Genomic DNA, 15,264 nt, shown 5'->3' on the forward strand with positions numbered 1-15,264 from the left:
TGGCGCGTTAACTCATAAAATCTTTCAGCCGCTTGCTGCGGCTCGGATGTCTGAGTTTGCGCAGCGCCTTCGCTTCAATCTGACGGATACGTTCTCTCGTTACGCCGAACACTTTGCCGACTTCCTCCAGCGTACGCGTCCGCCCGTCTTCGAGTCCGAACCGCAGCCGGAGCACATGCTCCTCCCGCTCCGTCAGTGTATCCAGCACCCCGTCGAGCTGCTCCTTCAACAGTTCGAAGGCCGCGGCATCCGCAGGGGCTTGGGCATCTTGGTCTTCGATAAAGTCGCCCAAATTCGAGTCGTTCTCCTCTCCGATCGGAGTCTCAAGCGATACCGGCTCCTGGGCGATCTTCAATATTTCCCGTACTTTCTCCGGACTCACATCCATTTCGCTGGCGATTTCCTCGGTAGAAGGCTCGCGGCCGAGCTGCAGCACCAGCTGCCGGGAAATGCGCATCAGCTTGTTGATCGTTTCCACCATATGAACCGGAACCCGGATCGTTCGGGCCTGATCGGCAATGGCCCGCGTAATCGCCTGACGAATCCACCATGTGGCATACGTGCTGAATTTATAGCCTTTTGTATGGTCAAATTTGCCGACGGCTTTCAGAAGCCCCATGTTGCCTTCCTGAATGAGATCGAGGAAAAGCATGCCCCGCCCCGCGTATCTTCGGCTATACTGACGACAAGACGCAGGTTTGCTTCGGCCAGCCTGCTTTTTGCCTCTTCATCCCGTCCTTAATTCGGAGCGAAATTCCACTTCCTGCTCTGCGGACAGAAGCGGCACCCGTCCGATTTCCTTTAAATACATCCGGACCGGGTCGTTGATTTTGATACCGGGCATTAGCGTTAGCTCGCTCTCCAGCCCGTTCCCTTCTTCTTCTTCGGGATATCCGAACTGCCGGATTGGGAGCGGCCGGGTTCAATAATTTCGATTTCGAGCCCGGAAAGCCGTTCGAAAAAAGCGTCAAACTGCTCGGGCGTTAATTCAAAAGGATCCAGCTTCTCCACAATTTCATTATAAGAAAGCGAAAATTGCTCTTTGCCTTTCCGAATCAGCTGTTCCTGTACCTGTTGAAGCGTCATTTCCGTTTCCGACTGTAAATAATTAGCCATTCCAGCTCCTCCCGGTTTGCGGCACAGCAAATTTTATTGACATTTGAAACGAATTGTGATACATTTAAATGATTGAATTATTATGAGTAATCTGGATTTTAACAGATATCTCAAAATAAATCCAGTCTTTTTTACTTATTATTATAGTTTCCTCTTAATAGATTACGAGATTCCGGTCCGGAGCGATTCCGAACCGGTTTTTTTGTGAAGAAAATCACCTCATTTCATATAACGAAATGATAGGCTGTTTGCTTCGCTGATCACCGTTAATAAACTAAAAAGGCTTCAGCTTATCGCTGAAACCTTGTCGTTTGAATCGTTATGGTGCGGTCGAGAGGACTTGAACCTCCACGGCTGTTACACCACTAGAACCTGAATCTAGCGCGTCTGCCAATTCCGCCACGACCGCATGTTGAACTTGTCAACGAGAAATATCTTATCACAAATAAGAATTGAGGTCAATGTTTTTTTAGAGCGTACGGTTCAAAAAAATGTTTAACCGCCTGCCGATATCCTGCTTGATCGGTTCGAAACGCCATCCCGTGTCCGGCCTCCGGAACAATGAACAGCTCTTTATAGCCTGCATATTCTTCATACAAACGGTGCACCATCTCCGTCGGCACGTAAGTGTCCGCCGCTCCATGGATAAACAGAATGGCAGCACCGCCGCCTTCACCTTTTCAAAGCGGAAGCTTCCCCGAAGAAATAACCTGCTCGCAGCCGGCACAGAAGGCTTGTCGCATCGATAAACGGGAACGCCGGCAGCTTGAACATCCGCTTCAGCTGATAACTCAAATATGTTTGGCCGATGTGAAGGCGCAATCCGATACGATTCCTTTCACATTGACGGGCAGACGCTCGCCCGCGGTCATGAGCACGGCCGCCCCGCCCATCGATACGCCGTGAAGCACAATTTCCGTATCCGGTCCGTTCCGGGAAATGAGCCAGTCGATCCACTGTACGTAATCCCGCCGGTCCAGCCAGCCGAACCGATGTAGCGCCCTTCGCTTTGCCCATGGCTCCGGTTGTCCGGAATGAGAACGTCGTATCCGAACGTCTCGGCATAAAGCCGGCGAGCGAACCCATATCGCGCTTTGCGCTCCCCGTATACCCGTGCGCCAAAATAACGGCTCTTCGAGTCGGCGCTTTTGCCGGCAAATAATAGCCGCGCAGCTTCAGTCCGTCTTCTGTCGTGATACCGACTTCCTCGAGCGGCTGCTGCTCCAGCCAGCCGTTATCAAACGAATGCTTCCCCGGGCTGGGATAAATCGGATCACCCTCCAAAAACTGCTGCCGCTTCCGGACAACAGCCATGTTGAAAAAATGAAACGCCGCATAGGCAAGCGCGGCAGCAAGCAAGACGATAATGATCACGACGGTTAAAACAACAGTCAATCTCCCTCTCCTCCGTCCGAGATAATGTGCAGAAAGCCTCCTCATAAAAATAGCACGTCTCGGCGGCAGATGTCAGAGGGAAACAGTCACATCACTTGAGGCTTTCGGTAAAAGGACGGGCTGCTGCCGAACGCCTCGGTAAACAGCTTCGTAAAATGGCGCGTGCTGTAATATCCGACCGCTTCGGCAACCTGCTTGATCTGCATGTTGGAGCCGATCAGCAGCTCCTTCGCCTTCAGCATGCGGATCCGGGTCAAATGCTTGACAAACATCGTACCGGTTTTTTTATGAAACAGCGCGCTTAAATAATGGGAGAAACGCTCAGCATAGCCGCAATTTGCCCGATGCCGATATCATCGGCGTAATGGGCGTCGACATAATGGAGCACCTGCTCGACAAGATCGGCGGTAAGAACCGCCCCGTTCCGTCGATCATCGCGGCTTCGTCCAGCTCCTTCGGAATCGTACCGATAAATCCGGTGTACAAAAAGATGTCATCGGCAGATGGAACGTGACATGAAGCAGAATAACGCCCCAATAGGTGTTCATGCCGCTGATATCCACCATAAATTTGTAGAGCGGCACGAGAATGGTGAGCGGCGGAACGATCAGCGCGGAAACGAAGAGCGCGTAAATAAACCGGTTCCAGCCCGTCTGCCGGCGTGCAAGCGGGTAAGCGGCGATCGAGCCGATCATGACGATCAAGGCAATCGCAAAAATCGTGACGATGATATTGTTGCGGAAAGCGACTGCCAAATTCCGCTTCCCGCCAGGCGTTAATAAAGTTATCCAGATACAGATAACCGGGAAACACCCATTTAGAGCTCAAATCGTCAGCCGCTTTAAACGAGGTTGTCACCAAAATGTAGAAAGGAAGAATGTGAATGAGACAAATGACGACGGCTGTCAGATTGAGCCAGCTTTTTCTTTTTCGCTTGTCCGCGGTTACCTTCTTCATGCCGACACCTCTCTTCTACGGAGCAAAATAAGAGCCGCAATGCTGACCACGGAAATAATAATAAACATCAGTATGCCGATCGTCGACGCGTAACCCGCATCCTCGCGGCCGAAATAGAGCTGGTACATTAAAGTTGAGAGCGAAGCCGAAGCGTATCCCGGCCCGCTGTTTGTCATCGCGGCGACGACGTCGAACAGCTTGAGACCGCCGATCAGGTGAGCACCATGCTGACGGTGAACGAAGGTGCCAGCAGCGGCCACGTCACATGGAAGAAACGCGAGAGGGGCCCGCCCCGTCGATCGTCGCCGCTTCATAATAGTCCTGCGGGATGGACTGCAAGCCGGCCAGAAACAGCACCATTGCGATACCTAAGTATTGGTACGTGTTGACGAACGTAATAATCCAGACGTTCACGTTAGGATCGCCGAGCAAATTGGAGGGCCGGTCCTGGAACAGCAGCAAGATGTCGTTGATCGCCCGCCTTCGTATTGGAAAAAGAAAGTACCAGATGTAACCCATAATGAGCGCGCTGATGATGACCGGCAAATAAATAATCGTTCTCACGACGCCGCGGATGCGGATGCTCATGTTCAGAAACAGGGCGTACAGCAGGCCGATCACGTTCTGGAAGATCGTGCTTCCGAGCCCGTAAATGAATGTGTTTTTAATAACCGTCTTAATGTCGGGATCCTGTAACATCCGCTTGTAATTGTCAATCCCGATCCATTTGTAGTGCTGATTGTAGCCGTCCCAGTTCGTAAACGAGATTTGAATACCTTTAAGAAACGGGTAAAAAATAAAAATCGCGAACAGCAGCAGCGCAGGCATATAGAGCAGATTGATCACGCTCCCCGACCTTGCCAGCCGCCGGAAATAGGACGGCACCGGTCTCCCGGCCGATACCGACTGCAGTGAAAGCCGCTTCATATCTTCCATACTCTTTCCTCCTCGTTGAATCAAACAAGAGTCTTTAGACAAAAGAGGGGCGCGCGCCCCCCTTTATCGGGTTGAAACATTATTGATCCCGCAGGCGCTCATATTCCGATTTCATCTTGTCGGCAAACTGCTGCGGGCTTACGCTGCCGGCAAGCAAGGCGGTACCCGTCTTGCAGATGACATCCCACATTCCGTTCGGCAAATATACACGGTCGAAGTATGGGAATACGCGGACGCCGGCGAATTCGTCATAGTACGCGGAGAACTCATGCTCGGACGAGATATCTTAAGACCGGCGGGAAGCTTCGTCGCATTGGCGAAGCGCGACATATTTTCAGGCTTGGCGAAGAACGCGATCAGTTTCTTCGATTCTTCCAGATGCTTGCCGTCTTTCCATGCTCCCACCGTATACCTCTCGCCGCCGGAGAAATTCGTGCCGTCGCCGGCAACCATTGAAGTAAGCGGCATAATGCCGACTTTCACGTTAGGATCGACCTTGTGCACTTCATCCGCAAAGCTGGTTCCTCCTATAATAAAGGCCACCTTGCCTTGCGCGAACCGCGTCGGCATATCGCTGCGCTTGGCCGTCAGCACATCTTCGTTGATATATCCTTTTGATTTCAAATCAAGCAGTTTTTTGCGCAAGTTCCGCCCACTTGTTCCAATCGAAATTGCCGTCCAGCAAGCTTTGGGCATCGTTCTGAGCCGGACTGATGAACAGAGATGTGGCATACTGATCCAAAAACTGGCCGATCATGCCGTTATCGACGCCGGACATAAAGAACGGGGTGATTTGTCCGCCGCTGCTTGTTTTCAGCGTTTCCGCCGCGGCCAATAATTCCTCGAACGTTTGAGGCGGTTTAATGTTGTATTTGCTTAAGACATCCGCATTATACGTAATGCCGTCCTTCGCTTCGCTCAGCACAAGCGTGTAAACTTTGCCGTCTTTATCGACGACGACCGGCTTGATCGTATCGGTAAGGTTGCCCGCCACGGCTCATCTTTCAGATCCGCCAAGTAGTTGCCGTAGCGGATAATCGCCCATCCGTGCGTATCGAATACGTCCGGAAGATCGTTCGCCGCCATCTTGACCTCAAATATTTTCATATTCCGAGCCGGGGAATTGGAACTCCACCTGAATATTCGGGTTTTCCTTCATAAAGTCGCCCGCAATGCCTTTCAGCGCATCCTGAACCGCAGAGTCGGACGTCGTATTGTAGACCGTCAGCCTGATTTTGTCCCGCTCCTGAAGCGGCCGCACCCGAACCCTGGTTTTCCGTTTTGCTGCCGTTTGCCGAGCCGGACGAATTGCCTGACCCATTGCCTTGGCGTTGGGAGCAGCCCATCAGGACGAGAGAGAAAGTAAGAAACACCGTCATGATCATGAACATCGCTTTGCGCATCGTACTCGAAGCCTCCTAGGAATGATTTGTGAAAACGTATTCATTTTCTTGGGATAACTATAGCGTATTTGTTAACGCTTTCAAATGTCGTAATTCTACAATTCGCGAGCTCTTTTCAACGGTGAGCTTGCGACGTGTGTGCCGGCTAGCATGGCTCAGGACTTCTAAAAATGGGATGAACTCGGTTGAATTACTCCGACAGCGGCTAGGCGCACACGACAAAAATAAACCCCCAGATTATTCTGGAGGGCGTTGCTTGTTAAGTATGGTGCGGTCGAGAGGACTTGAACCTCCACGGCTGTTACACCACTAGAACCTGAATCTAGCGCGTCTGCCAATTCCGCCACGACCGCACGCCGTGAACACTCAATAATCCTAACATGCGGCATGGGACAAGTCAAGCGGATCGTTAATTCATTCTGTGATATTTTTCATGCTTAAAACAAGGAAGTCGTTTCCGTGCTTTAGCCGCATTAACCTATTGTAAAATTTGATGTATTTAAGTCCGACATGCAGCATTAACCGTTTTTCGGAATCATGGACACTGCATCCGGTTAACTGCTCGATTTTTTGAAGCCGGTATTTCATTGTATTGGCATGTACGAACAGCTTCTCTGCCGTTTCTGCCAGAGCGCAATTATTGGCGAAATATTCCTTTAATGTCGCTACAAGGTTGGAATTGTTGGTCCAGTCATATTCGACCAGCTTGCCGATCGTCTCCGAATATAAGCCTTCCAGCTCGTTCCAATCCTCCATCTGACTCAATATACGGTAGATGCCCAAATCTTCGTAATGGATCAAGCCGCTCTCTTCCGTAATCGGCCCGCCTAATCGAATAGCTTTACAGGATTCGGAATAGCTTCGATGAATGCCTTTCAGCCCGGGATAGAAACGTCCGATTCCGATCGTAATCGACAAATCATCGAATTCTTTAGACAAATGACGCCGAACGGAATTCGCTACATTTATTATAGCTCCCTTCTGAGGATCGTTCAGATAAAGCAAACCTTCTTTTCCACTCCCATCCTCCCTGGGGTAAAGCACGGCGATTAGTTCTTTCTGCTCGGTAATATAACGTTGTGAGTGCTGAGACGAAAAATTTCGGCCACTCTGCGCATCAAAATCCGTTTTCGTTCCTGATACCGCAATGATTCATTGTCACCGCTTTTGGAAAGGTGAGGACGTTCCCCGCAAGCGATTGTAAACACTTGATAATTTTTGCTTAGGTCCCAGCCGAAATGGTTTCCTTTCATAATCATTTCAGCGTTCTCCTGAACTTGTCCAAGCAGCACTTCCGATAAAAAGTCGTCCTTGTAGTTTTGTTCGACATCCGACTTTGTCATTACCTTAAGAAATTCCATCGCCATTAGCGGCACCGTGCGATCGAGCACATGGAAATCGCTCTCCAGAAACTCCCGCTTCGTTTGCCAGCATGTTACTTCGCCGCATAATTCGTCGTTCAGCAACAGCGGAGTCACAATGCACGGGGTCATTTGTCCATCCAGCGTCCGCTGCATCCGGATCGTGCGCTTGGCAGATTTCAACTCATTCTTCTGCGCCCGTGTCAAACGAGCAACATTCCTCCCCTGAAAATATCCTTCAAGGGTTGGAATCTCCGATCCTACCGTAAGGATATTACCTGTCATCTGTTGTACAGCACTAATCAAAGCAGGTATCCCTTTGCCCCCCATCGCCAGTTCCGTTATCCATTGGAAGAACGATTCCTTCTGTTCTTCTCCGGGGTTGGACTTCCTAAGCATCAGTTCAATGAGAGGAGACATAATATCCAGATAGGAAACTTCGTTATCGATTTCGATGATGGGAAAATCAAACCGATTCCCCGCTTCCAAGATAGCTTGCGGAATTTCATCGACATAACGGTGTGTTTTAACCGCCAATGCCGAGCTTCCCACTTCGTGTAGCTGTTCAACCAGACGAGAAATAGCTTCCTCATCTTCTTTAATAGGGTATAAACTAGTAAGAAGCAGTTCGTTGCCTTTCAACCATCGAATGACATCCGGCACTTCCATAACCGTAATATGATTAATAATTTTTTCGAGTCCTTTTTCTCCCGCAACGACTTTACATCGGGTTAGTCCACCAATACCCATTGCTTCTCTTACACTAACACCCATCCGGCTCACCTTCTTTACAAGTGCCTACTTGCTACCTTTTCACTATTCAAAACTATTCGATGAAATGTATTGTAATTCCGTAAGCCTGCCTGATCTGAAAAGCTTGCTGATTAGGTTCCTATTATCGGATCTTTCACGAGCCTCTCCCTCATTTTAGATGCAGTTTTATTTATCATGACGAGCCTTCAGGGAATAGAGCGCTCCAATAAAAAATAATGTATATAATAAATTTATTTGTAATTGAAACTATCCTAAGAGCTGACTCTAAGGTTTGTGATTATAATGATCATGATTGTAACTTGAAAGGTCTATATGGTTTTCAATCCATCGTATCGCCTCCTCTTCAGATCGTATTACCTTATGCAGCAAGTTTTCCAGCCCGGGATAATCACTCTTTCTTAAAGTCCTCATTTTAGGGTCTTTATTTTCCGCTATTTTCAATACTTTATTTGCCGCGATTTGCGATGTTTGCGATATGCTTCTATATTTTTCAGCAAGTTGCGCATAGTCGGGGCAAATATCGGAGTAAGAACGCAGTATATTCGAATAATGCGTCCGAGAATCATAAAATCTTCTAATATTCCAATAGATCTGATTTAATTCTCGTTCTTCCTCAATAACAATTGTTTTCAAATAGTGAATGAATTCATAGAAAGCCTCGACACCAATCCTCTTCTCCTCTCCTATTGGCACCCAAACAGGGAATGGTTTCTCTCCCCGATTTATTAAAGTATTATTATAAATCGTTTCTAGAATAAATTGTTTTCTGTGCGGCACTTCAAATCGTGATACATCAAAATACGTAAAGTTAAACCATTGATCTTGATTGCTCGACTCATGCAATGCGGCCAATGAAGCCATTGCTTGAAGGATAATATGGAGACTTACTTCCCCTGCATATTTGTAGTAGTGATCACATATATATACTTTATCGCCATGTATTTTAATTATCTCAAAATAATGATTTATATGTTTGTCTTGGTAACATAAGCTGAACGGTAATTCATATACATCTGCGTTGACCATTAATGTATGACCACAATTCAGTTTTTCTTCCATATGTTTAACAAGTTCCTGTTGGTCTGAAAACTTGAAATTGTAAGTCAATATCTTTCCACACTTATTCAAATGATTGGAAATTTCTCGATATAAATGCGAAAAGACAACCGTATCTTTGTTATTATAGGAGACCATTCCTGCCTGATTCCATAAGAAGTCGACAGATCCTAGTGCCCTTGTAAGAATTGCATTAACCGTTAGACCGAAGCAATTAAGATCTTTGCGGTAAAAAATATCGAGGTTTTCTACCATCAGTGAATTCCTCCTTGGGAGTTGCCAGACTCATGTTAGCCGAATCTTCGGAAAGGTCTGGTTTTTCCTGATTTCAGAAAGTCTTTCCATTTTCACGAGGCATTTTGATTACTCCAAACCGTTCTCACCCCTGATTGCTGTATGTATATAAATATATTACTATATTACTCAAGTTCTACCAAGTGTCTCCGTTACTTTTCTTGTTGTGCTGTATATATGGGTTGAACGTTTTCCGGCACACACCCTTCAAATATTACCCTTTAGAAATTCTATTTAATTGGAGTATTTTTCAACAACAGCTACAATTTTTTTAATAGATGAAAAGTTATCGGAAATTAACTCCTCATCCGGGAAAATAATATTTAGTTGGGTTTCAAGTTCTACAACAACTCTTATAGTATTCATTGAATCCATTCCATACATAACAAGATCATCGTCTTCATCAAATTCATTATTGTTTATTATTTCTTGAACTACTTTAGTTATAATGTCCTTTGTTACCATTAGATTATCCCCTTTAAACCGTCAAAGTCATCAAATTTTTTCTGATTTCTAACTCCAAATTTACAACATCATTTATTGTGGACAATACTTTATTCAGTGTACCTTCCTTTTGAAGCAGAAGATGTTTCATCAGCAAAGCACCAATCAAATTCCATTGTTCTGCTGCTTTACGCAAATCAACTTTTACACTATCAAAATTAATTTTACTCTTTTTAGACAGATAATCTAAGAGTAAGATAAACTCAGTTCTACCTGATATAACTTTACTAAGTTGATAAATTATTTGAGGTCCATCTTCAAACGAAAATTTTTTGCTGCTGATATCCGAACAAAATTGTTGCATTCGAGAATATAAAGAATACTCTCCGTATAATCCGCTTGTTAATTCATTCCGAAGTAGATTGCGATTGTTTGGAATATCGGAGTCCTTCTTTCCATGATATACAATTATTGATTTGCCACCTTGTAGAAATTCCTCAAATGACATACACACATGTTCAATAGCATAATAAGGGTCGATTCCCATTATTTTTTTTTTGCCCATGTCTACATCTGTAACGATAAAGTTATGCACTATATCATTTTTTTTTCTGTAGTTTTTATCCCATGGTACCCAATATGCAGAAACTGAAACAATTACGGGATAACCCATTGTTATCGACTCGTTCAAATGAGAAATAATCAATTTTTGCTCACTAAAAAGATACCGGTTAAAAATCAGACCATGATGCTCTTTGAGTAGATCTAACTTATTATTTTTCCAACAAAACGAATTTTTTATTGAATCTGCACATGACGTGTAAGGAAAATCCCAAGAGTTTAAAAACATTAACTGATAATCTGAATCAAGCCATTCAGCATAAGTTGCAATGGAATCGTCAAAACAAGAAGGTGCTACGATTCGCTGATCAACAAACCGTTCATTTTGCTTAATTTTCATCCGCATAAACTGGCTAGTCCCCCGCAATGTTACTTTCTATTACAGACAATAGGTCGCTAACTGTTATTGTTGAAGAAACTAAATCCTCATAGTCAAATTCGAATCCGAAGTTTAATTCTATTTCTACAAGCAGTTTAATAAAACTGAGTGAATCCACGCCAAAGTACTTGATATCTCGATTGATATTGTTTTCATTAAGATCAATAGCAGAAGATGTGATATTACTCAAAATAACTTCAAGCTTTTTTTGTATGACGTTTGCAGTCGGATCTTTTACTGGTTGGTAACTAACAAATGGATCGGGTAATGCTTGCGCATTTACCTTTCCGTTTGGTGTTAAAGGGACGGCATCCAAATAAACAAATTTATTTGGAATCATGTATTCCGGAAAAGTGGATCTAAGCATTAAGATCAAGGCATCTGACTGAATTTGATCTGCTACTACATAAGCAATTAGCTGTTTGTTTCTACTAGCATCGGTTTTCATGGTTACAAATGCGTTTTTCACCAGACCACTTTTCAATAATTGATACTCAATTTCTTTTAGTTCAATGCGAAACCCGCGTATTTTAACTTGATCATCTTCTCTTCCAAGATACTTAATGTTTCCATCATGCAATTGCATTGCCAAATCACCGGTTCGATAGAGGCGTTGGCCATCGCCATTTGGATTTAGTATGAACCTTTCGTTGGTTAATTTGGGGTTATTCAGGTAACCTCGAGCTAATCCTGTTCCAGCAAGAAATATTTCGCCAACTTCTCCATTCTTCACTTGGTTGAAATTAGCGTCTAGAATATAGACATTCGTATTATCAATCGGTTTCCCTATACTAACTAGTTTAATTTCTTTATCACGATCAAAAAAATAACATGTTGAACAAACACTGTTTTCTGTTGGACCGTATTCGTTATAAAGAAGTACGTTTGGCAATTTTAGGTAATGTTCTTCAACGAGATGGGGTGTAAAATCCTCACCTGCAATAGTGATAAATCTCATATTACTAAGTAGATCGAATTTTTCGCCAAGTAATTCCTGGTAAAAGGACGGTACGGACAAAAAATGACTTACTTTCTCATCTGAAATAAGTTTCTGTAAATATTTAATGTTCAGTCTTTGGTTCTGACTAATAAGAAGAAGTTTAGCACCTGAAAGAAGTGTTGTGAATATATCCTCAACTGAACTGTCAAATGATATTGACGGAAGCTGTAATACTACGTCTGATGATGACATCTTATAAAAATTTTTTCTCCAGGTAATTGTATTAACAATTGCCTTGTGTTCAATCATTACCCCCTTAGGAGTCCCTGTCGAACCAGATGTATAGATAATATAAGCCAGATTATTCGACTGCGAATATATATCTTCGTGTTTTTCCTGAGGTTGGCTTTCCTTGTAGCTAACTTGTTCATCCAAGAACATAAAACTAATATCAGACTGGAAAAATTTCTGTTCAAGTCCTCTTTGACATAAAATTATTCTAGCTTGGCTATCGCTAACCAGATATGACAAGCGATCTTGAGGGTAGTCGGGATCAAGAGGCAGGTATGCCCCTCCAGCTTTAAGTATTGCCAATATTCCAGTAATCATGTCCAATGATCGATAACTCATCAGTCCAACCACACATTCTGGGCCTACACCGCAATGCTTTAGTTTATGAGCAAGTATGTTTGATTTCTGGTCCAACTCCGAATAAGTGAGCGGTGTCCCTTCATATTGAATTGCAATATTATCGGGCGTAAGCTTCACTTGCTCCATAAACAATTGATGCAATGTATTAGGGACTGTTTCTTCCAAGATCTTATTACTTTTCTTTGACATTGGAATAGTCATTGTGAGCCTCCTCATATTTCAACAATAGATGCATACTTTGCGTCACCCTTTAATTCGTCCTTGTTTGTATCAGAAAACATTCTCTCCCAAAAACTTTTTTTCCAAGTAACTGTGTGACCGTAATCCTTTTGACCATAGGTATAGAGAAAGCTTGTTTCTTCAAAATCAAATTGCTGTAACAAGCCTTCTTCATAACCATCATTGTAGATTTCATTAAGATAAAATAATGTAAAATATACGGCTTCCTCTAGACCCGTCTTTTTAGAAAATTCGACAGCGACTTTTAACGAGTCATTATTCATAAACTGAAGAATATACTCACGCACATCACAAAATTTGATAAGATTTAAATCACTGTTTAGAGCAACCCAAGAAGCGTTGCTAGCCTCTTTGTAATGGTGGCAGCACTGATGAATAAAGAAATGAACAGGGTTTAAATAGTGAAAACTGGAGGCTGGGTCCTTAATTGATTCATTAATCATGATTTCGACCGGCTCCATTTTTAATTCCAGATCTAAACTGAAAGAGAAATCAATTTGAGTCACTTGTGCATACTCAGATTGATGCAATTTCAAAAATGGCAGCAGATTATTCATATTTGTTTGCCACAAGATGGCTTTCTCGCGTTTAACAGGAAGAATAGTATTAGATTTTTTATCATAGTCCCCTTCAACGTAACCAAGTGTCTGCATAATGGATCGAACTCGTTTAACATCACTTCGACGAATTAGACAATCCATATCATTCACAGTTCGAATACCATGATTTTTGTACATATGGGGAATTAAGTAGGCACCCTTCAGGGGAACAAATGGAAGGTCTTCTTTCTCAAACGCCTTTGATATTGTTGTAATTTCATGCAGATACACTTTATTGCGTTCAGCTGTACCTAATTTATGAAAATTAAATACTTGCGCTAGACGAAGAGGTACTTTATATCCATACCCTCTTGTCTGTAAATTGTACCAGGCCAATGGAAGGACTTTGTTTTTCACCGAGTAACGGAATACCAAATACCAATCGATTTCCTGATTCATTAGTTCCTCAATCTGGATTTCATTACTTTGTGAAAAAGTGAGCCGGCTGAGCAATGTTACCAATTTTTGTTCATTAGATAGGTAAAAACTCATTTTAATACCTCCTAGGATCCAGTTCCCTTGTATGATCGAATACCTGTAAACCAAAATAAATATGCAATGATAAACATCACTATACCTATAGCCGGTGCCCCTAAATACAAATAGGAACTGGTTTCATTCTTATTCAGTAGATAGGCTGCCGGATAATAATTCACAAACGCATACGGTATAATAAAAGTAAGCATGAACTTAATAGATTTGCTATAGATGGATAAAGGATAATCGATAAAGTTTCGCACCCCATAAATAACTGCATTCATAACAGAGTTTGACTTAACCGTCCAAAAGCTGACTGCTCCAGTCCCAACAAGAATTGCAGAATGGATGCACGTTGCTCCAAAGATTGCAAGTAAGAAATAAATAACTTTTGTTATCGACCAATTTATTCCAATGTGGGGGGAACAAATAACAAAAATAAAAATACCGAGAAATATATGACCTAAAAATCCATGATAGGACTGTTTTAAAATCATATTAAGAAATGGGTTCATAGGTTTAGTTAAGATCAAATCGAATGATCCATCACTTATCATACTTTCCAATGATCGCATCGGAGTCCAAAAAATCAAGCAAGCGATCCCATATGAGAATAGATTTAAATTGTATAACCATAAGATGTCGTAAAATTCCCAACCCTTAATTTCTTGAAACTTAAGAAGAACAACCCATAGTCCCAAATAATTAATAAAGTACGTGAAGATATTGATGCCGATATCCATATAAAATGAAAACCTGTATTCCATTTTTGATTTCAAGTAAATAATAAAAAAACGAACAATAAGTTTTGCAGTCTGCATTTTATCCACCTTGTATGACGAGTTTTTTTATACCCGCATTCCAAACGATTATTGAAAATGCATATAATCCCACAATCCAAAACCCCTGTTCAATTAAAAAATATATAGACTGCTTAATTGAAATCTTTCCCAAGTAGATTGATATTGGTACATAAAAAATAAGCTTAAAAGGGAAAAAATTTGATATGCGGTCAAGGAAGTGAGGAAAGAACCATATTGGTATCCAGGCTCCGGCAAATATACGTATTAAATCCTCTAAAAACCTACTAAAATACCAAACTGAAACAATCCAAAATCCAAGAATTCCAAAAATAAATGAAATAAGGTATTTAATTATAACTGCATTCACTGTTGCAAAAGCAAAAATGAATAAATGAGTCCAATCAGGAATTTGTAAATGAAAGACAAAGAGCCCGATTATTATGACTGGAACTAATTCAAAAAGAATACGATAAATATTATCACCTATTACACCACAAAATAAGTACGTTTTGTAACTTATAGGCTTGATCAAGTCAATAGCTATTTGTCCACTCTTTATTTTTGAATCAATGTCGTATATTAGATTGTTACTCACAAGAACTGATATTATAGTGCTGATTGTTATATAATTGGTCATATCCCTAAAGGATATATTCCCTGTGCTGGTTGCAACATCTTTAATAAGCAAAGCTTCCCAGATGTAATATTGAACGAATAAAACAATTATACGGCCAATCAGACCAAGTAAAAAATTTGTTCGATACTTTAAATTTGTTTGAATTATATTTCTGATATATTCTAAATAAAGCTGCATGTCC

18 protein-coding genes, 2 tRNA genes and 2 pseudogenes are annotated in these 15,264 nt (G+C 42.7%); all 22 read right to left on the reverse strand.

What is annotated here, in order from left to right; genetic code table 11:
* Positions 1–7: 7 nt before the first annotated feature.
* Positions 8–844, reverse strand: a pseudogene (gene rpoD / locus VN24_RS00005) (RNA polymerase sigma factor RpoD).
* 5 nt (positions 845–849) lie between these two features.
* Positions 850–1,116 carry an RNA polymerase sigma factor region1.1 domain-containing protein gene (locus VN24_RS28625; protein ID WP_045668746.1) on the reverse strand — a complete coding sequence of 89 codons (267 nt, stop codon included), beginning with the start codon at positions 1,114–1,116 and terminating at the stop codon, positions 850–852.
* 322 nt (positions 1,117–1,438) lie between these two features.
* Positions 1,439–1,525 (reverse strand) — tRNA-Leu (locus VN24_RS00015).
* A 49-nt stretch (positions 1,526–1,574) separates the two neighbouring features.
* Positions 1,575–1,727 (reverse strand): hypothetical protein, encoded by a 153-nt coding sequence (locus tag VN24_RS28515; protein WP_338012243.1) that lies wholly within the window; start codon positions 1,725–1,727, stop codon positions 1,575–1,577.
* 61 nt (positions 1,728–1,788) lie between these two features.
* The gene (locus VN24_RS00020) at positions 1,789–2,511 is read right to left on the reverse strand and encodes an alpha/beta hydrolase family protein (RefSeq protein ID WP_202967406.1); all 723 of its coding nucleotides are present in this window, start codon (positions 2,509–2,511) and stop codon (positions 1,789–1,791) included.
* 86 nt (positions 2,512–2,597) lie between these two features.
* Positions 2,598–2,810, reverse strand: a pseudogene (locus VN24_RS00025) (helix-turn-helix transcriptional regulator); the annotation flags it as partial.
* A gap of 132 nt (positions 2,811–2,942) precedes the next feature.
* Positions 2,943–3,266: an ABC transporter permease family protein gene (locus VN24_RS27880; protein ID WP_052702700.1), complete on the reverse strand. Its 324-nt coding sequence runs from the start codon at positions 3,264–3,266 to the stop codon at positions 2,943–2,945.
* 198 nt (positions 3,267–3,464) lie between these two features.
* Positions 3,465–3,782 (reverse strand): hypothetical protein, encoded by a 318-nt coding sequence (locus VN24_RS28520; RefSeq protein WP_338012206.1) that lies wholly within the window; start codon positions 3,780–3,782, stop codon positions 3,465–3,467.
* Positions 3,730–4,404: a carbohydrate ABC transporter permease gene (locus tag VN24_RS28525; protein ID WP_338012207.1), complete on the reverse strand. Its 675-nt coding sequence runs from the start codon at positions 4,402–4,404 to the stop codon at positions 3,730–3,732. Before VN24_RS28525 ends, VN24_RS28520 begins: the two co-directional genes overlap by 53 nt.
* 138 nt (positions 4,405–4,542) lie before the next feature.
* Entirely contained in the window at positions 4,543–5,049 is a 507-nt protein-coding gene (locus tag VN24_RS26085; protein ID WP_052702701.1) for an extracellular solute-binding protein, read from the reverse strand.
* Complete coding sequence (locus tag VN24_RS26090) at positions 5,030–5,398, reverse strand: extracellular solute-binding protein (RefSeq protein ID WP_052702702.1); 369 nt, start codon at positions 5,396–5,398, stop codon at positions 5,030–5,032. The genes VN24_RS26085 and VN24_RS26090 overlap by 20 nt, the downstream gene beginning before the upstream one ends.
* 99 nt (positions 5,399–5,497) lie before the next feature.
* A complete protein-coding gene (locus VN24_RS27545; RefSeq protein ID WP_158453627.1) occupies positions 5,498–5,665 on the reverse strand; it encodes a hypothetical protein in 168 nt (55 codons plus the stop codon).
* Between the two features lie 408 nt (positions 5,666–6,073).
* Positions 6,074–6,160, reverse strand: a tRNA-Leu gene (locus tag VN24_RS00045).
* 61 nt (positions 6,161–6,221) lie between these two features.
* Positions 6,222–6,851 carry a PucR family transcriptional regulator gene (locus VN24_RS27970; protein ID WP_238590781.1) on the reverse strand — a complete coding sequence of 210 codons (630 nt, stop codon included), beginning with the start codon at positions 6,849–6,851 and terminating at the stop codon, positions 6,222–6,224.
* A 5-nt stretch (positions 6,852–6,856) separates the two neighbouring features.
* Complete coding sequence (locus VN24_RS27975) at positions 6,857–7,942, reverse strand: PucR family transcriptional regulator ligand-binding domain-containing protein (protein WP_238590782.1); 1,086 nt, start codon at positions 7,940–7,942, stop codon at positions 6,857–6,859.
* A gap of 264 nt (positions 7,943–8,206) precedes the next feature.
* Positions 8,207–9,253: a hypothetical protein gene (locus tag VN24_RS00060; RefSeq protein WP_045668749.1), complete on the reverse strand. Its 1,047-nt coding sequence runs from the start codon at positions 9,251–9,253 to the stop codon at positions 8,207–8,209.
* Positions 9,254–9,526: 273 nt separating this feature from the next.
* Positions 9,527–9,757 (reverse strand): phosphopantetheine-binding protein, encoded by a 231-nt coding sequence (locus VN24_RS00065; RefSeq protein ID WP_052702704.1) that lies wholly within the window; start codon positions 9,755–9,757, stop codon positions 9,527–9,529.
* Between the two features lie 13 nt (positions 9,758–9,770).
* Positions 9,771–10,703, reverse strand: coding sequence for a hypothetical protein (locus tag VN24_RS00070; protein WP_045668750.1), 933 nt, complete (start codon positions 10,701–10,703; stop codon positions 9,771–9,773).
* A gap of 7 nt (positions 10,704–10,710) precedes the next feature.
* Positions 10,711–12,528 (reverse strand): amino acid adenylation domain-containing protein, encoded by a 1,818-nt coding sequence (locus VN24_RS00075; RefSeq protein ID WP_045668751.1) that lies wholly within the window; start codon positions 12,526–12,528, stop codon positions 10,711–10,713.
* An 11-nt stretch (positions 12,529–12,539) separates the two neighbouring features.
* A complete protein-coding gene (locus VN24_RS00080) occupies positions 12,540–13,658 on the reverse strand; it encodes a nucleotidyltransferase domain-containing protein (RefSeq protein WP_045668752.1) in 1,119 nt (372 codons plus the stop codon).
* Positions 13,659–13,669: 11 nt separating this feature from the next.
* Positions 13,670–14,464, reverse strand: coding sequence for an ABC transporter permease (locus VN24_RS28630; protein ID WP_045668753.1), 795 nt, complete (start codon positions 14,462–14,464; stop codon positions 13,670–13,672).
* 1 nt (position 14,465) lies between these two features.
* Positions 14,466–15,260, reverse strand: coding sequence for an ABC transporter permease (locus VN24_RS00090; protein ID WP_045668754.1), 795 nt, complete (start codon positions 15,258–15,260; stop codon positions 14,466–14,468).
* Positions 15,261–15,264 lie beyond the last annotated feature (4 nt).

This window comes from Paenibacillus beijingensis (genome assembly GCF_000961095.1).
Lineage (GTDB): Bacteria > Bacillota > Bacilli > Paenibacillales > Paenibacillaceae > Paenibacillus_O > Paenibacillus_O beijingensis.

Coding starts and splice junctions, on each gene's coding strand:
- VN24_RS27975 (WP_238590782.1), bottom strand. CDS start 7,942: ATGGGTGTTAGTGTAAGAGAAGCAATGGGTATTGGTGGACTAACCCGA.
- VN24_RS28520 (WP_338012206.1), bottom strand. CDS start 3,782: ATGAAGCGGCGACGATCGACGGGGCGGGCCCCTCTCGCGTTTCTTCCA.
- VN24_RS00065 (WP_052702704.1), bottom strand. CDS start 9,757: ATGGTAACAAAGGACATTATAACTAAAGTAGTTCAAGAAATAATAAAC.
- VN24_RS28630 (WP_045668753.1), bottom strand. CDS start 14,464: ATGCAGACTGCAAAACTTATTGTTCGTTTTTTTATTATTTACTTGAAA.
- VN24_RS00060 (WP_045668749.1), bottom strand. CDS start 9,253: ATGGTAGAAAACCTCGATATTTTTTACCGCAAAGATCTTAATTGCTTC.
- VN24_RS28525 (WP_338012207.1), bottom strand. CDS start 4,404: ATGGAAGATATGAAGCGGCTTTCACTGCAGTCGGTATCGGCCGGGAGA.
- VN24_RS00070 (WP_045668750.1), bottom strand. CDS start 10,703: ATGCGGATGAAAATTAAGCAAAATGAACGGTTTGTTGATCAGCGAATC.
- VN24_RS00090 (WP_045668754.1), bottom strand. CDS start 15,260: ATGCAGCTTTATTTAGAATATATCAGAAATATAATTCAAACAAATTTA.
- VN24_RS00080 (WP_045668752.1), bottom strand. CDS start 13,658: ATGAGTTTTTACCTATCTAATGAACAAAAATTGGTAACATTGCTCAGC.
- VN24_RS28515 (WP_338012243.1), bottom strand. CDS start 1,727: ATGGTGCACCGTTTGTATGAAGAATATGCAGGCTATAAAGAGCTGTTC.
- VN24_RS00075 (WP_045668751.1), bottom strand. CDS start 12,528: ATGACTATTCCAATGTCAAAGAAAAGTAATAAGATCTTGGAAGAAACA.
- VN24_RS28625 (WP_045668746.1), bottom strand. CDS start 1,116: ATGGCTAATTATTTACAGTCGGAAACGGAAATGACGCTTCAACAGGTA.